7 protein-coding genes are annotated in these 21,390 nt (G+C 70.0%); 5 read left to right on the plus strand and 2 right to left on the minus strand.

The genetic code is table 11. From position 1 onward, the window contains the following. Positions 1 to 237: 237 nt before the first annotated feature. The gene (gene argG / locus BKA25_RS10830; protein WP_069850136.1) at positions 238 to 1,686 is read left to right on the plus strand and encodes an argininosuccinate synthase; all 1,449 of its coding nucleotides are present in this window, start codon (positions 238 to 240) and stop codon (positions 1,684 to 1,686) included. Between the two features lie 125 nt (positions 1,687 to 1,811). On the opposite strand, the gene BKA25_RS10835 is transcribed toward argG, so the two are convergent. Together BKA25_RS10835 and BKA25_RS10840 are read right to left on the minus strand one after the other, a co-directional pair. After that, the gene (locus BKA25_RS10835; protein WP_069850135.1) at positions 1,812 to 3,755 is read right to left on the minus strand and encodes an FtsX-like permease family protein; all 1,944 of its coding nucleotides are present in this window, start codon (positions 3,753 to 3,755) and stop codon (positions 1,812 to 1,814) included. 4 nt (positions 3,756 to 3,759) lie between these two features. After that, complete coding sequence (locus BKA25_RS10840; RefSeq protein WP_069850133.1) at positions 3,760 to 4,530, minus strand: ABC transporter ATP-binding protein; 771 nt, start codon at positions 4,528 to 4,530, stop codon at positions 3,760 to 3,762. 390 nt (positions 4,531 to 4,920) lie between these two features. Between BKA25_RS10840 and BKA25_RS10845 the strand changes: the two genes are divergently transcribed. The 4 genes from BKA25_RS10845 (at position 4,921) to BKA25_RS10860 (ending at position 21,208) form a co-directional block, all read left to right on the plus strand. Then, a complete protein-coding gene (locus BKA25_RS10845; protein WP_069850131.1) occupies positions 4,921 to 5,925 on the plus strand; it encodes a methyltransferase domain-containing protein in 1,005 nt (334 codons plus the stop codon). Between the two features lie 85 nt (positions 5,926 to 6,010). Continuing rightward, positions 6,011 to 18,523: a non-ribosomal peptide synthetase gene (locus BKA25_RS10850; RefSeq protein WP_157421126.1), complete on the plus strand. Its 12,513-nt coding sequence runs from the start codon at positions 6,011 to 6,013 to the stop codon at positions 18,521 to 18,523. Between the two features lie 5 nt (positions 18,524 to 18,528). Then, complete coding sequence (locus BKA25_RS10855; protein ID WP_172803813.1) at positions 18,529 to 19,842, plus strand: serine hydrolase domain-containing protein; 1,314 nt, start codon at positions 18,529 to 18,531, stop codon at positions 19,840 to 19,842. Further along, positions 19,835 to 21,208 carry an MFS transporter gene (locus BKA25_RS10860; protein WP_084643103.1) on the plus strand — a complete coding sequence of 458 codons (1,374 nt, stop codon included), beginning with the start codon at positions 19,835 to 19,837 and terminating at the stop codon, positions 21,206 to 21,208. The genes BKA25_RS10855 and BKA25_RS10860 overlap by 8 nt, the downstream gene beginning before the upstream one ends. Positions 21,209 to 21,390: the final 182 nt, after the last annotated feature.

Here is a 21,390-nt window from a genome sequence, read left to right on the forward strand (position 1 = left end):
GGGCCGAGGTTCGCGTTGATCGGATCTCGGCCCTCGGCGCGCGTACATCGGGGCAGGCTGCGGTGGTAGCGAAGCGCTGACCTGCTTATTCGTCTGCATAGTGCGGAGTCGTCGCCTGATTGCGTGATCTGGTGGCCGCCTGCTCCGGCGGGTGTCCTGCGGGCGTCGAACGAGATCGATAGCGAAAAAACCGCCCCCGCCGATACATAATCATACGTTCGGCTGCATACTCTTCCTATGTCTAAGGTTCTCACGTCCCTGCCCACCGGCGAGCGCGTCGGCATTGCATTCTCCGGCGGCCTTGACACCTCTGTCGCAGTCGGGTGGATGCGCCATCAGGGCGCCGTCCCCTGCACCTACACCGCGGACATCGGCCAGTACGACGAGCCCGATATCGCCTCGGTACCCGACCGCGCGAAGACCTACGGCGCCGAGGTGGCGCGGCTGGTCGACTGCCGGGAGGCACTGGTCGAGGAGGGCCTGGCCGCGCTGACCTGCGGTGCGTTCCACATCCGCTCCGGCGGGCGCGCGTACTTCAACACCACGCCGCTGGGCCGTGCCGTCACCGGTACCCTGCTGGTCAGGGCGATGCTGGAGGACGACGTACAGATCTGGGGCGACGGCTCGACCTTCAAGGGCAACGACATCGAGCGGTTCTACCGCTACGGCCTGCTGGCCAACCCGAACCTGCGCATCTACAAGCCGTGGCTGGACGCCGACTTCGTCTCGGAACTGGGCGGCCGCAAGGAGATGTCGGAATGGCTGCTCGCCCACGACCTGCCCTACCGGGACAGCACTGAGAAGGCCTACTCCACCGACGCCAACATCTGGGGCGCAACCCACGAGGCCAAGACCCTGGAGCACCTGGACACCGGCCTGGAGACCGTGGACCCGATCATGGGCGTCCGGTTCTGGGACCCCTCGGTCGAGATCGCCACCGAGGACGTCACGATCGGCTTCGACCAGGGCAGGCCGGTGACGATCAACGGCGAGTCCTTCGCGTCCTCGGTCGAGCTGGTGATGGCCGCGAACGCGATCGGCGGCAGGCACGGCCTCGGCATGTCCGACCAGATCGAGAACCGGATCATCGAGGCGAAGAGCCGAGGCATCTACGAGGCGCCCGGCATGGCCCTGCTGCACGCCGCCTACGAGCGTCTCGTCAACGCCATCCACAACGAGGACACCGTCGCCCAGTACCACAACGAGGGCCGCAGGCTGGGTCGCCTGATGTACGAGGGCCGCTGGCTGGACCCGCAGGCGTTGATGGTCCGCGAATCCCTGCAGCGCTGGGTCGGTTCCGCGATCACCGGCGAGGTGACCCTGCGGCTGCGGCGCGGCGAGGACTACTCGATCCTCGACACCACCGGGCCCGCGTTCAGCTACCACCCGGACAAGCTGTCCATGGAACGCACCGAGGACTCCGCGTTCGGGCCGGTGGACCGGATCGGTCAGTTGACGATGCGCAATCTCGACATCGCCGACTCGCGGGCCAAGCTCGAACAGTACGTCGGCCTCGGGATCGTCGGCTCGAACCCGCCGGTGTTGATCGGCGCCGCCCAGGCGGCGGCCACCGGTCTGATCGGCAGCATGCCGGAGGGCGGCGCCGAGGCCATCGCCTCTCGGGGCGGGGTCTCCGCCGACGCCGAGCTGCTGGACCGGGCCGCCATGGAGTTCGGCACCGACTGACCGATGCATCGCGTTCGTTGCAGGGCGGCCGGGGGTTGGACGCCCGTATGGGTGCCCTTCGCCCAACACCCGGCCGCACCTTTCGCAGGCCCGGCGGCCTGGGGAGTTCCACCGGGCAGGTCTGATCACTCGCGCGCCGCCACCAGCGACACCGGCTGGATCCGGGTCGCCGACAGGGTCGCCAGCACACTGGTCACGCCGATCACCAGGAACGAGCCCGCGGCGACCATGCCGAACAACGCCCACGGGATCTCCACCACGACCATCCCGATCGTCTCCAGCGTCCCGGCCGCGATTCCGGCGAGCGTCCCGGCCACGACCAGTCCACCGAGGAACAGGCCGATCACCGCCACCGCCAGCGACTCCGCCAAGGCCATCCGCACCACCTGCGCCCTGGTGAGCCCGGTGACCCGGGTCGAGGCGAACTCCCGCTTGCGTTCCGTGCAGGCGATCACCACCGCGTTGATCACCGCCATCAGGGCGTACAGGCCGGACAGACCCATCAACACCACCATGGTGCCGACATTGGTGTCCTGTTGACCGGTGGTCTGGGCGGCGGCCCAGTCGTCCACCGTGGACACCGCGCCCAGCTCGGCGGCCCGGATCTCCTCGGCGACATCGGCCGGGTGGGCGCCATCGGCAACCTGGACCACGGTGTGCGCCTGCGCCGAGGCCAACACTTCGGCCGGAATCTGGTCCCGTGGCACCAGGAACGCCTCGCTGGAGGACAGCCGCTCGGGCAGCACCGCGCTCAGCGTCAGGGTCGACTCGGTGTCGCCGAGCGTGGCCGTGGCAGTCCCCCCGACCTCCAGGCGGTCCTCGCTGCGCTGTGCGGCCGCCAGGGTCGCGCCCTGCAACTCCGCAAGCGAACCGGCCTGCGGGTCGATGCGGTGGGTGGCCAGGTAGGCGGCGGAATCGATCGCGACGATCCCGGAGTCGTAGCTCTTCTCCCTGGGCTCGCCGGTGTCGGCGTTGACCACCATCATGCGCAACGTCATCGGAACGACGAACTGCGGCGAGGCGACCTCGACACCTGCGACGTCGGCGACGGCATCGGCCTGATCGCCGGTGCCCTCGACCACGAGATCGCCGTCGACGATGAGCCGCTGTTCCTCACCGGCGGCCAAGGCCATCGAACCGAGGGTTCCGGACAGCCCGAGCAGCAGCGCCACCAACACGATCAGCGGGGCCGCGGTCGACGCGCTCCGACGGGCGTCGTCGCGGAGATTGCGCTCGGCCAGCAGACCCAGGGTGCTGCCGCGCAACACGAAACCGAATACCCGGGCCGTCAACGGCACCACGATCGGACTGAGCAGGCTCAACGCCACCGCGCCGGTCACGGTGAGGCCCAGCGACAGGGCCAGCGCGATCACCAGACCGACCTGCTGCGCCAGGAACACCATGGCCACCGAACAACCCAGACACAGCAGGCCCATCGCCCACCGCGAGCGGGTCATCACCTTCGCCGCGTCCCCGGTGTCGCGCAGTGCCTCCAGCGGCCGGACCCGCGAGGCCCGTCGCGAGGCCGCCAACACGCCCAACAGCGCGACCCCGAGCCCGGCGACCGCCGACACCCCGGCCATCCACCCGTTGAACTGTGATTCGAAGCCCGCGGGCAGGAAATCCAACTCGGCCAGCAGCCACGTCTGCACCGACACCGCGGGCATCCCCAGCGGGATGCCGATCAGGACTCCGAACATGCCGAGCAGCAGCGCCTCGGACAGCAACAGGGTCCGCACCGAACCGCGCCCCGCGCCGACCAGCCGCAGCAACGCCAGGTCGCGGCGCCGCTGTGCGACGGTGAAGGCGAACGTGGAGCTGACGATGAAGATCGCGAGGAAGACCGACAGCATCATCGTCATGCCCATCAGCGTGGTGGCATCGCCGTAGCGGCCACGCAACTCCGACTCGGCCAACGGGGCCAATCCGGCGGGGATCGGCGGATCGCCCGCCGACGCCATCACCTGCAGGGACGACTGCACCAGCGCGACACCGACGGCGACACTCAGGATCGCCCCGATGAACAGCTGCCAACGCTCGCGGAACGTGCTCAGCGACAGGGTGATCACCGCGTCATCCCTCCAACCGGGTCAGCCGGTCGGCGACCTCGCGCGCGGTGGGCCGCTGCGCGTGGTCGACGATCCGCCCGTCGGAGAGGAACACCACCGAATCGGCACAGGCCGCGGCCACCGGATCGTGCGTCACCATCACGATGCTCTGCCCTGCGGTGGCGACCATCTCGCCCAACAGGTCCAGCACGGTGCGTGCCGACTTCGAGTCCAGGGCGCCGGTGGGTTCGTCGGCGAAGAGCACCGCAGGCCGGGTCACCATCGCCCTGGCGATCGCGACCCGCTGCTGCTGGCCGCCCGAGAGCTCACGCGGCCGATGCCGCATCCGGTCCTCCATGCCCACGGAGGCCAACACCCGACGCAGCTCCTGCCGGGAGACCCGAGAACTGCCCAACCGCAACGGCAGCGCCACGTTCTGCTCGGCGGTCAGGGAACCGATGAGGTTGAACGTCTGGAAGACGAAACCGATCTGGTCGCGGCGCAGTTTCGTGAGCTCGGCGTCGGAACTGGCGGTGATGTCGGCGCCGCCCAGCAACACCTGCCCGGCATCCACCCGTTCCAGGCCGGCCGCGCAGTGCAGCAGGGTCGACTTCCCCGACCCCGACGGACCCATCACCGCCGTCCACGAGCCTGCCGGGAATTGGAGACTCACCGCGTCCAGCGCCCGCACCCGCGCCTGTTTCGTTCCATATTCCCGGACGACCCCACGCAACTCGACCGCGGCGGGCCCGAGGCCGCGCTGCGTGTTCCGTTCGGTTCCCGTCGCCGCTGTCATGTCGTGATTTCAGCACGAAAAATGTGGTCGACCCGCCTTTAGCGCCTGAATTGCACAATTGTCTAGCAGAACTCCCACCTCGGCGGTATAGGTAGGTATACCGCCGAATGCGCAACCCGCGATTCGGCCCATGAATTCGCCGGTCGGAGCCGCAGGACGAGCGAGGACGGCGCGACGCTGGACCTCCCCGTTTCGCCACGGAGTCAAGGAACTGGCTGCGCACGCCCGACCAGGGCCACGATGAACTGGCCTGACCAGCGGCAAGCCACGCGCGGTCCGGCCCCGGGACCGGGATGGTCGTCGCCACCCTCGTCGGAGCAACCTGGCGCCGGTCGAGGACTCCACCGAGCGAACAGGCCGATCGAGACAGGCAGGCATGGGAGAAACCGTATGAACGCCATTGTCGAGAACACCGACGCGAAACGGGCGACCGCCGATATCTTCAACTCGGTGGTCGCCGCTTCGGCAATCGGAGCCGCCTGGGAACTGGGGGCGTTCGACGAACTGGAGAAGAACGGCACGATCGATTCGGCGGAATTCGCCGCCCGCAACGATCTGCACCCGGCGTCCACCAACGGCATGTTCATGGCGTTGGCCAGCGTGGGCGTGGTCGTCCGCAGAGACGGCGTCGTCGTCCCGGGACCGAACTTCAACGAGGTCAACCAGCATCGCTCGCTGTTCCACTGGCTGAGCCTGGGATCCGGCGAGCTGTTCGCGAAGCTGCCCAGCGTCATGCGCAACGAGAACCGCACCGGTGATTACTACCGCCGCGACGCCGCCGCGATCAGCTATGCCTGTCGGGAGATCAGCGAACGCTACTTCGACCCGGCGTTCTGGCGGGCGATGAACGGACTCGGCTACGACTTCCGCTCCGTGGCCGACCTCGGTTCCGGCAGCGGCGAACGGCTGATTCAGCTGGTCAGCAGGTATTCCGGCACCAAGGGGCTGGGCGTGGAGTTGGCGCCTGCCGCGATCGAGATGTCCAGAGCCGAGATCGCCCGCAACGGTCTCGCCGAACGGATCACCGTCGTGCAAGGCGATGCCAGGACGATCGAGCCGCGACCGGAGTTCGCCGACGTCGACCTGCTCACCTGCTTCATGATGGGCCACGACTTCTGGCCGAGGCAGAACTGCGTGGCCACGTTGCGCGCCCTTCGGGAGGCCTTCCCGAACGTCCGGCGATTCCTGCTCGGCGATGCCACCCGCACCGTCGGACTGCCCGACGGCGAGTTGCCCATCTTCACGCTCGGCTTCGAATTCGGGCATGACCTGATGGACGTCTACCTGCCGACCCTCGACGAGTGGAACGGCGTCTTCGAGGAAGGCGGCTGGCGCCTGGTGCGCCGACACCTGATCACCAGCCTCAGCGTCTCCGTGGTCTTCGAGCTCGAATAGGCGCCGTCGCGCCGAAACACAGGAATCAATCCCTCGCCGCCGGGAGTGACGCCGGCGGTCGGCAGTCGAACGGAAGTGACTCACAGTGGCCGCTCCTTCTTCCCGCGACGACCGGATGGCCGCGCTCCCGACGCATCTCCAGGAACTGATGCGTCGGCGGCTGGCCGGCGAGGATCCGGGCCTGGCGGATTCCACCGCGATACCCACCGTGCCCCGCGAGGGCGATCTGGCCCTGTCGCCCGCCCAGGAGCGGCTGTGGTTCCTCTACGACTTCGAACCCGACAGCGTCGAGTACAACGTGGTGCGGGCGATCCGCCTCACCGGGGAACTCGACGTCGGGGCGCTCCGGTTCGCGCTGGACCGCCTGGTCGAGCGGCACGAACCACTGCGCACCACCTTCGACTCGGTGGCAGGCAGCGGGGTGCAGGTGGTGCACCCGCACACCGCGAACCCGCTGCCCGTCACCGATCTCACCGGCCTGCCCGACCGCCAACGCGAGGCGACCGTGGACGAGACGCTGCTCGCCGAGGTGCAGCGTCCGTTCGATCTGCGTCAGGGACCGCTGTTCCGTTCCCAGCTGTTGCGGCTGGAACCGACCGAGTACGTCCTGGTGCTGAGCGTGCACCACATCGCGGGCGACGGCTGGTCGATGGGAGTACTGGTCGACGAACTCAACGTGCTCTACGCGGCGCGCCTGCGCGGCGAATCCGACGGACTACCGGATCTCGTGGTGCAGTACGCGGATTTCGCGGCCTGGCAACGTGACCGGCTCGCCGAGGGTGCATTGGAGGAGAAGCTCGACTACTGGCGACAGCGGCTCGACGGTCTGTCGCCCTTGGAACTGCCGACCGACCGGCCCCGGCCCTCGGTACGAGACTCGGCCGGTGCGTTGCACGTCTTCGAGGTCTCGGAATCGGTGACCACACGAGTGAAGGAACTGGGGAGGCAGGCGGGGACCACGCTGTACATGGCGTTGGTCGCCGCCGCCCAGATCCTGCTCGCCCGCTACTCGGGCCGCACCGACATCGCGGTCGGCACGTCCACCTCCGGCCGCGACCGACCGGAACTGGAGAAGCTGATCGGCTTCTTCGTCAACACCGTCGTCCTGCGGGTCGACGTCGACGAGTCGAAGTCCTTCGCCGAGCTGCTCGACACGGTGCGAACCACCGCACTGGACGCGTTCGGTCGGGCCGAGGTGCCCTTCCAACGCCTGGTCGAGGCGTTGCGCCCGGAGCGCGATCCCAGCCGCCCGCCACTGGTGCAGGCGATGGTGAACCTGCACAACGCCGACGAGGGCACCTTCCGGCTGCCCGGACTGCGGGCCGCCGACGTTCAACCGCCCGCGTTGATCGCCAAACTCGACCTGACGTTGGACTTCGCCGAACACGACGGCGGCCTGACCGGTTATCTGGAATACAGCACCGAACTGTTCGAGCTCGACACGATCCGGCGGCTGGCCGACAACGTGGTGGCCCTGCTGACGGCGGTGGCCGCCGATCCACACCGCCCGCTGGGCGAGATCGCGCTGGTCAGCGCGGCGGAACGTCGGATACTGGACGGCTGGCACACCGCGCCGGGCGAGGCCGCCGTCGTCCCCGGTGAACCCGCCGCCGCACCGGAGCGACTGCCCGGCGTGCTGGAGCTGTTCGACGAGCAGTGTCGTCGGGCCCCCAACGCGCAGGCGGTTCGGCACGGCGACCGGGAACTGACCTACGCCGAACTGGCCGAGCGCTCCGCCAGACTCGCCAGCCACTTGGCGAAGACCGGTGTGGGCCCCGAGGTCGTGGTAGGCATCGTCGCCGAGCGGGGCATCGAGCTCGTCGTCGGCATGCTCGCGGTACTGCGCGCGGGCGGCGCCTACCTGCCCCTGGACCCGAAGGACCCCGCCGACCGGCTCGGCTTCGTGCTCGCCGATTCGGGCGCCGCCGTGGTGCTCACACTCGACAGGCTTCGCGACCGGCTATCCGCCTCGACCGTCCCGGTGATCTGTCTGGACACCGACGCGGCCACCATCGATGCCGAAGCAGCGGCCCCGCTGCCCGCGCCGCCCCGGCCCCAGAATCCGGCCTACCTGATCTACACCTCGGGCTCGACCGGCCGTCCCAAGGGCGTGCTCATCGAGCACCGGCAACTCGCCAGGTATCTGGACTCCTGCGCACGGGACCATCCGGGCCTGGGCGGAGTGGCCCTGCTGCACTCCTCGATCTCCTTCGACCTCACGGTGACCACGTTGTGGGGCACCCTGAGCAACGGCGGCGCGATCCTGGTCGGCGACCTCGACGTGCGCACCCCCGCGACGCCACCGGACGGCCAACGCGCGACCTTCGTCAAGATCACCCCGAGTCACCTGCCGATCCTGCTCGACCTACCCTCGGAGTGCTCCCCGGTCGCCGAACTGGTCATCGGCGGCGAGGCCCTGCTAGCCGAGAACCTGGAGCAGTGGCGGGCCAAGCACCCCGATGTCGTGGTGCACAACGAGTACGGACCCACCGAGGCCACCGTCGGCTGCGTCGTCTTCCGCGCCGCGCCCTCGGCGGAACTGCCGCCGGGCGCGGTGTCCATCGGCCGACCGATGAGCGGCCTGCGGGCCTATGTGCTGGACGACCGGCTGCGGCCGGTGCCCATCGGCGTGGTCGGTGAGCTGTACGTCGCCGGCCCACAACTGGCCAGGGGCTATCACGGCAGACCTGCAACCACCTCGGAGCGGTTCGTCCCCGACCCCTTCGGCGCCCCCGGCGAACGCATGTACCGGACCGGCGACCTAGCGCGGCGCAACGGCACCGGCGACCTCGAATACCGAGGCCGGGCCGACGAGCAGGTGAAGATCCGCGGCTACCGCATCGAACTCGGCGAGGTGGAATCACAGCTCGCCACCCATCCCGGGGTCGCGCAGGTCGCCGCCACCGCCCGCGAGGACCGTCCCGGCGACCGGCGGCTTGTCGCCTACGTGGTGCCCGCCGCAGGCGTCGCACTCGACGCGGGCCAATTGCGCGATCACCTCGCCCAGCGGGTGCCCGGTCACCTGGTGCCCACCGCCTTCGTCACCCTGACCGAACTGCCGCTGGCGCCCAGCGGCAAGGTGGACCGCCGCGCTCTGCCCGCACCAGAGCAACTCGCCGAGCCCGCGCCACGGGGCCGGGTCGCGCCCCGCGACGACGTCGAGGCCACCCTGCTGCGCATCTGGGCCGAGGTACTCGGGATGGACCCGGAGCGGCTCGGCATCGAGGACAACTTCTTCGACCACGGCGGCGACTCGATCCAGGCGATCCTGGTGGTGTGGCAGGCCAAACAAGCAGGCCTGGAACTGACCTCCAAGCAGATGTTCCTCCGACAGACCGTCGCCGAACTGGCTCCCGAGGTGCTGTCGAAGCGGCTGACCGAGTCGATCGCGCCCACCCCGACCGCCACCGAGGCCGACGTCCCGCTGACCCCGATCCAGCACTGGTTCTTCACCGAACTCGCCGAGAGCCGCGAGGTCTTCAACCAGTCGACCTTCGTGGAACTGGCCCCGGACACCGACGCCGAGACGCTGCAGACCGCGTTGACCGCCGTGCTGGACCATCACGACGCCTTCGCGCTGCGCTTCGAGACCGGGAAGAAGGGCTGGCGGCAGTTCCACTCGACGGGGCGCCGATCCACCTTCGACCGGGTGAACCTGGCCGAGACGTCGGATGCCGAGGTGGACACCGCGATCGGGCAGGCCATCGCGGAGGCGCAGCGTGGTTTCGCGCTGTCCGACGGGCCACTGGTCAAGGCGCTGTACCTCGATCTCGGCGCCGAACGGCTGCCCCGCCTGTTCCTCACCGCACATCACCTGGTGATCGACGGGGTGTCCTGGCGCATCGTGCTCGCCGACCTGGAGACCGCCTACCGGCGCCTGCGCGCGGCCGAACCCGTCGCGCCCGGCCCGAAGACCACTCCCTTCGCCGAGTGGGCGCACCGGCTGCGCGGCCATGCCGGGAGCGGCGCCTTCGATCACGAGCTCGCGCACTGGCATGCCGTCGAACAGGCGGTGACCGCCACCGCCCCGCTGCCGGTCGACCGATCCGGCGACAACACCGTCGCCTCGGTGCGCACCAGCACCATCCGGCTCGACGCCGAGCACACCACCGCCCTGCTGCGCCGGGTCCCCGAGCTGTACCGCACCCGGATCAACGATGTGCTGCTGGCCGCGCTGGGACGGGTGGTCGCCGACTGGACCGGTGACGCTCGCATCGCCCTGGAGATGGAGGGACACGGCCGCCAGGAGCTGTTCGACGACCTCGACGTCGGCCACACCATCGGCTGGTTCACCAGCCACTTCCCGGTGGCACTGTCCATCCCGGACGAGCGCGAGTGGGGCGGTGTCCTCAAATCGGTCAAGGAACAGCTGCGTGCCCTGCCCGGCGACGGGATCGGCTACGGCGCCCTGCGCTATCTCCGAGACACCGCCTCCGAGGCCGACCGATTGCACGGAGTCCAGCCGCAGATCGCTTTCAACTACCTGGGAAGGTTCGACACCGGCTCGGCCACCGCCGACGGCCTGTACCGGGGATGGAGCCCGAACCCCGCCATCGACCGCAGCCCGACCCAACAGCGGCAGGCGCTGCTGGAGGTCACCGGCTACGTCCAGGACACCGAACTGGAATTCCGGTTCGGCTACTCCGCCGAGGTGCACGACGAGGCGACGATCGCGGAGCTGGCCCGTCGATTCCAGACCGCATTGGCCGAGATCGTCGAACACTGCGCCACCCCGGGCGCGGGCGGCGCCACCCCGTCGGACTTCCCGCTGGCCCGGCTCGACCAGGCGACGGTGGACCGCATCGTCGGGGACGGCACTGCGGTGGAGGACGTCTACCCGCTGACGCCGATGCAGAGTGGCCTGCTGTTCCACTCGCTGGACTCACCCGGCGGCGGGGTCTACGTCAGCCACTTCGGCATCGGCCTCGACGGCGTCACCGACCCGGACATCCTCGCCGAGGCCTGGCAGCGGGTGGCCCGACGGACCCCGACCCTGCGTACCTCGGTGGTGTGGGAGGACGTCGACGAACCGGTGCAGGTGGTGCACGTCGACGCCCCGATCCCGGTTGCACACCACGACCTGCGCCATCTCGACGAAGCGGAACGCGACCAGGCCTCGGCCAGGTTGTGGGAGCTGTGCAAGCAGCAGGGTCTGGACCTCTCGGTGGCCCCGTTGGCCCGCCTGACCCTGGTGCGGCTGACCGAGTCGCGCGTACAGGTGATGTTGTCCTCGCACCACATGCTGTTGGACGGCTGGAGCTTCTCCGACGTGCTCTCGGAGGTCTTCCAGCAGTACGCCCTGCTCCAGGGCGATCAGTCCGTCATCCTCAAAACCCGTAGGCCCTACCGGGACTACGTGCGGTGGTTGGCCGAGCAGGACGCGCCCGCCGCCCAGGCGCACTGGCGGCGAACCCTGCACGGTTTCGCCACGCCGACCCCGTTGCCGACCAACCGGGCCGTGGAGCGCGCCCACGCGAGCCAGTCCTCCCGCAAACTCGACATCCGGCTCTCCCCGGAGCGCTCGCAAGCGGTGTACGAGTTCGCCCGGCAGACCCGGGTCACCGTCAACACCCTGGTGCAGGGCGCGTGGGCGATGCTGCTGTCGCGCTACTCCGGCGAGAGCGACGTGTGTTTCGGCGCCACCGTGTTCGGCAGGCCCGGTGACCTGCTCGGCTCCGACTCCATCGTCGGGTTGTTCATCAACACCATCCCGGTGCGGGTCCAGGTGCCGGGCGACGCCGAGGTGCGCGGCTGGCTGCAGGAACTCCAGGCGCGGCAGGCGGAATCCCAGCAGTACGACCACGTCTCGCTGGCACAGGTGCAGGGGTACAGCGACGTGCCCGGCGGCACCAACCTGTTCGACAGCATCGTGGTGTTCAAGAACTACCCCTACGACCCCGACGCGGCCGCCCGATTCGGCCTGCACCTGCGGGACTTCCTCGGCGACGAGCACACGAACTACCCGCTGATCCTCAACGCCTACACCCAGGACGAGTTGAACCTGACCCTGGGCTACGACCCCGAACTGTTCGATCAGGACACCATCACCGGCCTGGCCGGGCACCTGGAGGCGCTGCTCGGCGCCATCGCCACCAACCCGGAGAACCGGGTGGGCGCGCTGCCGATGCTCACCGCCGAGCAACGACACCGACTGGTCGTCGAGTGCAACGACACCGCCGTCGACTACCCGGGCGGCCTGCTGCACGAGTTGGTCGCCGAGCAGGCCGCGCGGACACCGGACGCCGACGCAATGGTGTTCGACGGAGCCCGGTTGACCTACCGGGAGCTGGACGAACGCGCCAACCGACTGGCGCGGTACCTCGTCGACACCGGGGTACGGCCCGACACCCTGGTCGGCATCTGCCTGGAGCGCGGCCCCGAACTGGCCATCGCGCTGCTCGGGGTGCTCAAGGCGGGGGCGGCGAGCGTGCCGCTGGATCCGGGCTATCCCGATAACCGGCTGCGGTTGGTGCTGCGCGACGCCGAGTGCCGACTCGTGCTCACCCAGGACCGGTTGGCGCACCGGCTGACGGCGACCGAGGCGACCGTGCTCCGAATCGACACGGCCTGGTCCGAGATCGCGGCCCGACCGGCCACACCACCGGCCGTCGAGATCGGACCGGACCAGCTCGCCTACGCGATCTACACGTCCGGATCGACGGGCACCCCGAAGGGCGTCGTGGTGTCGCACCGCGCCATCGTGAACCGCCTGCGATGGATGCAGCGGGACTACCCGCTCGGCGCCGACGACCGGGTGTTGCAGAAGACCTCCGCCGGTTTCGACGTCTCGGTCTGGGAGCTCTTCGGACCGCTCATCGCGGGCGCCACCCTGGTGCCCGCAGGACAGGACGAGGGCCGCGATCCCGCACGGTTGGTCGCGCTGATGGCGCGGGAACGCGTCACCACCGTCCACTTCGTACCGCCGCTACTCGCCGCCGTACTGGCCGAACCCGGCATCGCCGAATGTCTGTCGGTGCGCCGGGTGTTCTCCGGTGGCGAGGCGCTCACCAGCGAGTTGGCCGACCGAGTCCACGCCGCGTTCCCCGGCGTGCGGCTGGCCAACATCTACGGGCCGAGCGAGACCGCCGTGGACGTCACCCATTGGACGTGCACGCCGGGGGAGCGGCGCATCCCGATCGGCGTTCCGGTCGGCAACACCCGCATTCACCTGCTGGATCGCTTCCTGCAGCCGGTGCCGATCGGGGTGCCCGGTGAGCTGTACATCGCGGGAGTCCAGTTGGCCCGCGGCTACCACCGCCGCCCCGAACTGACCGCGACCCGCTTCGTGCCCGATCCGTTCGGCGCGCCCGGCGACCGGCTGTACCGCTCGGGCGACCTGGCCCGCAGACGTGCCGACGGCGCGCTGGAGTTCCTCGGACGCACCGACGACCAGGTCAAACTGCGTGGCTATCGCATCGAACTCGGTGAGGTCGCGGCCGCCCTGGCGGCCCACCCCGGCGTCGGGCTGGCGCATGCGGTGATCCGGGAGGACCGCCCCGGCGATCGCCGACTGGTCGCCTACCTGACCGGTCTGGCGACACCCTCGCCGTCGGTGGCCCAGCTGCGCGACTTCCTGACCGACCGGGTGCCGTCCTACCTGGTGCCCTCGGCGTTCGTGGTCCTGGAGTCGTTGCCGCGCAACGCCAGCGGCAAGGTGGACCGGCACGCCCTCCCTGCGCCGGAGTCGGCGGCCACCCCTGCCCAGACGAGCCGGGTGGCGCCGCGAACTCCCGTGGAGGAGGCGCTGGCCGAGATCTGGGCCGAGGTACTGGGCCTGACCCCCGCCGACATCGGGATCGACGACGACTTCTTCGAACGCGGCGGCGACTCGATCCTGGGCATCCTGGTCATCTCCCGGATGCGAGCCAGACTCGGTGTCTCGCCATCGCCCCGACAGTTGTTCGACACACCGACTCTCGGCGGCCTCGCCACGGCCATCGAGGGCAGGGCGGAGCTACCCGACAAGCCCACGGCCGACACCTCGACCGAGCCGGCGGCGATCCCGGTGATCGACCGCACCGGTCCGCTGGCGCTGTCCCACGCCCAACAACGGCTCTGGTTCCACCACCAGTTCGACGCGGCCAGCGCCGAGTACACCACCATCCTCGGGCTCCGACTCCGAGGCGCGTTCGACCTCGCAGCGATGGAGAGCGCGCTCACCGAACTCATCGCCCGGCACGAACCGTTGCGTACCACCTTCGACACCGTCGACGGCCGAGGCGTCCAACTGGTGCGGCCCCCTGCCGCCGTGACGCTGACCCCGATCGATCTCACCCTGCTCGCCGCCCCGGAGCGACAGGACGCGGTGGACCGCATCCTGCGCGACCAGGCCGCCACCCCGTTCGACCTGCGGGCAGCACCGGCGCTGCGGCCCGTGCTGATCCGGGTCGACGATGACGAACACGTATTGGCGCTGGTGATGCACCACATCATCACCGACGGCTGGTCCAACGGCGTGCTCACCGCCGAGCTCGCGGCGCACTATGCCTCGGCGGTGCGGGGACTCGACTCCACGCGGGACCCGTTGCCGCTGCAGTACGCCGACTTCGCGGCGTGGCAACGCGACCAGCTCATCGGCCCGGCCATGGCCGAGCACCTGGACTACTGGAAACGCGAGCTGGACGGGATCGTCGGACTGGCGCTGCCGGTGGACCGGCCGCGCCCCGCCGTGCGCAGCTCCGAGGGCGACTCGGTGTATTTCGAGCTGCCCCCGGAACTCAACCGACTGATCAAGTCGATGGCCACCGGCCAGGACGCCACGCTGTTCATGGTGCTGGTGGCCTCGATCCAACTGCTGCTGGCCCGGCACTGCGGACAGCGCGACATCGCCGTCGGCACCGTCACCGCAGGCCGGAACCGCAGCGAGCTGGCCGACCTGATCGGTGTCTTCGTCAACACCACCGTGCTGCGGTCCACCGTGGACGAGTCCCGACCCTTCGCGGAGTTCCTCGCCGAGGTCCGCGGCACCGTGCTCGGCGCGCTGGAACACGACGAGATCCCCTTCGAATGGCTGGTCGACGAGTTGCGACCGACCCGGGACCCGAGCCGCAACGCGCTCGCCGAGGTGATGGTGGTGCTGGGCAACACCATCGCGCCCAGCCTGGAATTCCCCGGTATCGACGCCGAGCGGATGGCCTTCGGCAGCACCGACGTCAGCCACGACCTCAGCTTCGACTTCGGTGAGAAGGACGGCGCGCTGCACGGCGCGATCAGCTTCAGCACCGCGCTGTTCGACCGCTCCACGGTGGAGCGGATGCGCGGGCACCTGGTCGCCATCCTGACGGCGATCGCCGCCGACCCCACCGTCCGACCCGCCGAACTGCCGCTGCTCACCGAACCCGAGCGGGCCCAGCTGCTCACCGACTTCAACGGCGCACCGGCCGACTTCCCCACCCCGAGACTGGTGCACGAGACCTTCACCGCGCAGGCGCGGCGAACCCCCGACGCGATCGCGGTGTCGGCGGGGGAGACCGAGCTGACCTTCGCCGAACTGGACGAGCGCGCCGACCTGCTCGCCGGTCGGCTGCGGGCCCTCGGCGTCCGCCCCGGACTGCTGGTCGGCGTCTGCCTGGAACGCGGCCCACAGGCCGTGATCGCCTTGCTGGCCGTGCTCAAGGCAGGCGGCGCCTTCGTCCCGCTCGACCCGGACTACCCGGCGCGGCTGGTGACCCAGCTGGTGGCCGACGCGGCCGCCCCGGTGGTGCTCACCGAGACGCACCTGGCACACCGGGTGGCCGAGGCGGCGGGAACCGTGCTCTGCCTCGACTCCGACGAGCCCGACCCGGTCCGACCACAGCCCGCCGCCGCCGAACCGGTGACGCCGAACGACCTGGCCTACGTCGTCTACACCTCGGGTTCCACCGGCCGCCCCAAGGGCGTGATGATCGAGCACCGCAACGTGCACCACATCATCAACGCCTGGGACACCGCCTACGGGCTGAGCGGCACGAACCCGCGCTGTCTGTCGGTGTCGAGCTTCGGCGTCGACCTGTTCTTCGCCGACTTCCTGCTCTCGGCGATGTTCGGCGGCACCATGGTGATCTGCCCGGCCGAGGTGGTCACCGATCCGCCAGCCCTGGTGGATCTGATGGAGCACACCGAAACGCAGGTGATGGTCACCGTCCCCGCGCTGGCCAAGGCACTGAGCACCGAACTCGCCTGGCAGCGGCGCAGCCTGCCCGCGCTGCGGGTGCTGGCCGTCGGTTCCGAGGGCTGGCCCGCCACCGACGGCGGCGACCTCGTGGGCACGCTCGGCCGCGACACCATCGTGGTCAACGCCTACGGGGCCACCGAGACCACCGTGGACTCGACGCTGTTCCGCGTCGACGCCGAACCCATCGGCAGCTCCTCGCTGGTACCGGTGGGACGGCCGATGGCCAACACGAGCGTCTACGTCGTCGACCCCGACCTACGGCCGGTGCCGATCGGCGTGGCCGGTGAGCTGTACATCGGCGGCGACGGCATCGCCAGGGGCTACTGGAACCGCGCCGACCTCACCGCGCAACGGTTCCGAGACGACCCCTTCGCGGGCGGGACCGCACGGATGTACCGGACCGGGGACATCGCCCGCTGGCGGGTCGACGGCAACCTCGAATTCCTCGGCCGGGTCGACGACCAACTCAAGGTGCGGGGCTACCGCATCGAACCCGCCGAGGTGGAGGCCGCCTTGGCCGCGCACCCCGACATCGCCGCCGCCTCGGCGACCGGCTGGACCGACGACCTCGGGCGCAGCAGGCTGGTCGGCTACGTGGTGCCCCACACGGGCCGTCACCCGGATTCGGCCGAGCTGCGCGGTTTCGTGGCCGACCGGCTGCCCGGTTACGCGGTGCCGTCCGCGTTGGTCACCCTCGACGCCCTCCCACTGACCCCCAGCGGGACCGTCGACCGTCGCGCGCTACCCCGACCCGCCGACTCCACCACAGCCGACGAACACCTCGCGCCGAGAAACGACCTCGAACGGCGGCTCGTCGAACTCTGGGCGGAGGTACTCGGCCTGGAACCGGCGCGGGTCGGTGTGCGCGACAACTTCTTCGACCTGGGCGGCGACTCCATCCTCAGCATCCAACTCGCCTTCGCCGCCCGGCGCGCCGGGGTGGGCTTCACCTCGAAAGACCTGTTCCTGCACCAGACCATCGAACGACTGGCCCCGGTGGCAGGCCGGGACTCCGAGGCCGTCGACCGGTCGGTGGTGGGCGGCGAGGTCCCGCTCACCCCGGTGCAACACGAATACCTGTCGGGCGAGCCCACCTCGCCGCACCACTTCACTCAGTCGGTGCAGGCGGCCATGGCCACCGACCTCGACCCCGCGGCCTTGGACGTCGCGCTCACCGCGTTGGTGCGCCACCACGACGCGCTACGCATGCGCTTCGAACACGGTCAATCCGGTTGGCGGCAACACCACGCGCCCGCCGACGTCGAATCGACGCTGGTCCGACACGACCTGACCGGCCTCGACCCGGCGGCCCAACGCGCCGAGATCGACCGGCTCGGCAACGAGGCCACGGCGTCCCTCGACCTGGCGGCCGGGCCCATCCTGCGGACCCTGCTGTTCGACCTCGGTGCGGATCGACGTCCGATCCTGTTCCTGGCCATCCACCACCTGGTGGTCGACGCGGTGTCCTGGAGCATCCTGCTCGGCGACCTCGACACCGCATACCGGCAGGCCGTCGGCGGAGACCCGGTGGATCTCGGCGCGAAGACCACGTCGTTCCTGGCCTGGGCGCAACGCTTGGCCGGACACGTGCAGGACGGCGGCCTGGACCACGAACTGCCGCACTGGACCGGTCTTCCACACCCGACACCGCTGCCCGCCGACGCCGCGGTCCAGCAGGCCGCCGCCCGAGAGTCGGTGCGCGTCGAACTCAGCGCGTCCGAGACCGACACGCTGCTGCGCGGTGCGCCCGCCGTGTTCCGAACCAGGATCAACGACGTCCTGCTCGCCGCGTTGTCCTCGGCGCTGTGCCGGTGGACCGGACAGGACGGGCTACTGATCGATCTGGAGGGCCACGGCCGCGAAGAGCTGTTCGACGACATCGACCTCTCGCGCACGGTCGGCTGGTTCACCACCGTGTTCCCGGTGTTGTTGCCCGCGCCCATCCGAGGCGTCGACGCGGAACCCGACGCCACCGACTGGCGGCAGACGGTACGTGCCACCCGCCGCAGCATCCGCGAGATTCCGGGCAAGGGCCTGGGCTATGGCGCCCTCCGATTCCTCGGCGGCCCGGACACTCCGGGCGCGGCCTTGGCCGACCGGCCGAACCCCGAGGTGCTGTTCAACTACCTCGGCCGGGTCGCCGAACCGTTGCCCACCGACCGACCGATGTCGGGCTCGGCGTCGAACACCGAGGACACCGCTGGTGGGCTCGTGCACTCGCTGGAGGAATCCGCCGCACTGAACGAGAGCCCCGACGCCACCTCGGATCACGCGCTCTCGATCACCGGCGGCATCCGAGGCGGTCGGATCGTGTTCGACTGGGCGTACTCGCCGCGAACCCAACGCGCGACGACCATCGAACGCGTCGCCGGGGACTTCCTCGGCGCGCTCCGGCAGATCGCCCGCGAGCTCGATTCCCCCGCCGACCCCGCGAATCGGGACTGACCCCCGTGGACCTGACCCAGTTACCGGCCTTGGTGGCCTACCTGGCCGAACGGCATCGGGTGCCGGGCGCGCAGCTCGTCGTGCGACGGGGCGAGGAGCTGCGCACCACGGAGTTCGGTGTCGAGACCGTGGGCAGTCGCCGGGCGGTGGTCGCCGACTCGGCGTTCCCGCTCGGCTCGCTGACCAAGCCCTTCACCGCGACCCTGGCCATGCTGCTGGTGGCCGATGGCGATATCGACCTCGACGACACCCTGCCCGGTCTGACGCTGCCCGGCGTGACCCTGCGCCGGGTGCTTGCCCACACCGGGGGACTGGTGTCCTCGGTGACCGTCGACAACGTCGAGTCGGGCTCGCGCACGCGCTGGCTCGCCGTGGACCGCACGGCGAACGCCCTGGCGAATCCGCCGGGCACCGCCTTCTCCTACTCCAACCTCGGCTATCTCCTCATCGGCCACCTCATCGAGGAGCACACCGGAATGCCCTGGTGGGAGGCGGTCACCGACATCCTGTTGCGGCCCGACGGAATCCGACCTGCTTTCGTGGTCGGCCCGGCCGATCAACGGACGGACCGCAACCCGATCACCGGGCACGCCGTGCGCGCCTCGGGCGGCTCGCCACTGCCGATCGCCGACCAGCCACTGCCACTCGTGGAGGAACCCGCGGGCGCACTCGCCCTGAGCGCCGCCGACCTCGTGGCCTTCGCCTCGGCACACCTACCCGGGGCTCACTCTCCGATCGGGGAACGGACCGCGCGTTGGATGCGCGAGGACCAGACCGAGGGCCTGCGTGTCGGGCCCTTCGGCATGGCCGACGGCTGGAGCCTCGGCTGGTCGATCTACTCCCGGGGCGGCCACACCTGGTACGGCCATGACGGTACCGGGGGCGGCACCTCCTGCCACCTGCGCTTCCACCCGGACAGCGCGACGGCGATCGGCTTCACGGCCAACGCCAACACCGGACTGGCGATGTGGGAGGAACTGGTCGAGGAACTCCGCAAGGCCGGACTCGACGTCGGCAGCCACTCCTACTCCACCCTGCCCGATCCCGGGGCACCGGTGCCCGCCCCACCGGAGTGCCTCGGCCGGTATGTCAACGGTGACACGGAGTTCGTGCTCGACACCGCAGCCGACGGCGAGCTGCGGTTATGCGTCGGCGGCGCACCGTATGCGCGGCTGACCTGCTACGACGGTCTGCTGTTCACCATGCGCGAGATCGACGGCGGCGGCATGGTCCACACCGGACGATTCGTGCCGGGCGAGGACTCCGAGACCGTGGTGGCGCTCCAGATCTCCGGAAGGTTGGCGCGACGCCATGGTTGAACCGGTTCGCGAGGCGAGTACCGAGGCCGATCCGGCTGCCACCGCCGAGTCCACCAGTACCGCAGCGGCGACACCGCCGTCCGAGGCGCCGCCGCTGCCGCTGTCCCGGAATCGCAACTACCACATCCTGTGGTCGAGCCTGTTGCTCTCGGAACTCAGCAGCGCCATCGTCGCGATCGGACTGCCGCTGCTGATCCTGGCCGTGTCCGGATCGGCGTTCCAACTGGGCTTGGTCTCGTCGGTGTTGGCCACCGCGCGCATGCTGGCCAACGTCCCGGCCGGTGTGATCGCCGACCGCTGGGACCGCAAGAAGGTGATGCTGTGGTGTCAGGGGTTACGTGCGCTCGCGATGGGCGCACTCGCCGCGACACTGCTCGGCGGTGCCTATTCGCTGCCGTTGGTCCTGGCGGTCGCCGTGATCGAGGGAGTCGTCGGTTCGGTCTTCGCACCCGCCGAGGACGCCGCACTGCCCCGAGTGGTGCACCGATCGCAGCTCTCCACCGCGATCGCCCGCAACACCGCGCGCCCGCATATCGCGAACCTGCTGGGTCCGGCCGCCACCGGATTCGTGTTCGGCTTCCACGAGATGCTGCCCTTCGCGCTGACCGTGGTGCTGTTGACCGGTTCCTTCGTGGCACTGGTCTTCCTCGTCCTGCCGCGATCGAAGCGCACCACACCCGACGCCGGTTCGACTGCGGATTCGCCGCCCGCCGAACCCGACCGGACCGGCGTGCGGCGGGAGGTCGCCGACGGATTCCGTTGGGCACTGGGCAACCGCGCGGTGTTGACCACGCTGGTGTGGCTGGTGTTCAACCAACTCTGCTTCGGTGCGCTGGTGATCGTGGTGCTCGCGGCCTCCGGCGAGGGTGACGTGGCACCCGGCGAGGTCGGCCTGATGATGGCCTTCTTCGGCGGCGGCGGAATCCTCGGCGCGAGCATGGCCTCCCGGGTGCTCCCGCTGTTGCCGTCCTCGGTGATCGTGATCGGCTTCTCCTGGGTGGGCGCCGTGCTGACCGCGGTGATGGCGCTCGTACCGCCGGGCCTGCCCTTGGGGCTGGTGCTCGGGGCGACCGCGTTCTTCGTTCCGCTGGCGGCCACCACGATCATGACCTACCAGATGCTGGTCACCCCGGACGAGCTGCGCGGCCGTCTCAGCGGCATCGTCGGCGTCTGCGTCGGCGGCGCCAACGCCCTCGGCCCGATGCTGGGCGCGATGCTGATCGGCTTCGGCGGCAACAGCGCCAACGCGTTGTTGCTGTGTGGCGGTGCGCTCGCGGTGGTCGCGCTGGTCAGCACCTTCAGCCCGGACCTGCGCCGCTTCCCCACGCTGCCCACTCTCGACAAGCCGGGGCGAACCGGCGACTGACCACTGGGTTCGCACGCGGGCCCGGCCACCGACCGATGCGGTGGCCGGGTCCTTCTGCACGCGGCCTGTCGTCTGTGCTGTGCTCCGGAGGGGAGCTCTGGGGAGCGCGGCAACTCGGTGGCCGCGGCCGAACCGAGGAGCGCACAGCGGCAGCGCGGTGTGCGCGCCATGCTGGCGGCACA

This window comes from Actinoalloteichus hymeniacidonis (assembly GCF_014203365.1).
GTDB lineage: Bacteria > Actinomycetota > Actinomycetes > Mycobacteriales > Pseudonocardiaceae > Actinoalloteichus_A > Actinoalloteichus_A hymeniacidonis.

Excerpts from the sequence above, each read along its gene's own strand:
- argG (WP_069850136.1), top strand. The coding sequence starts at position 238 with ATGTCTAAGGTTCTCACGTCCCTGCCCACCGGCGAGCGCGTCGGCATT.
- BKA25_RS10840 (WP_069850133.1), bottom strand. The coding sequence starts at position 4,530 with ATGACAGCGGCGACGGGAACCGAACGGAACACGCAGCGCGGCCTCGGG.
- BKA25_RS10845 (WP_069850131.1), top strand. The coding sequence starts at position 4,921 with ATGAACGCCATTGTCGAGAACACCGACGCGAAACGGGCGACCGCCGAT.
- BKA25_RS10860 (WP_084643103.1), top strand. The coding sequence starts at position 19,835 with ATGGTTGAACCGGTTCGCGAGGCGAGTACCGAGGCCGATCCGGCTGCC.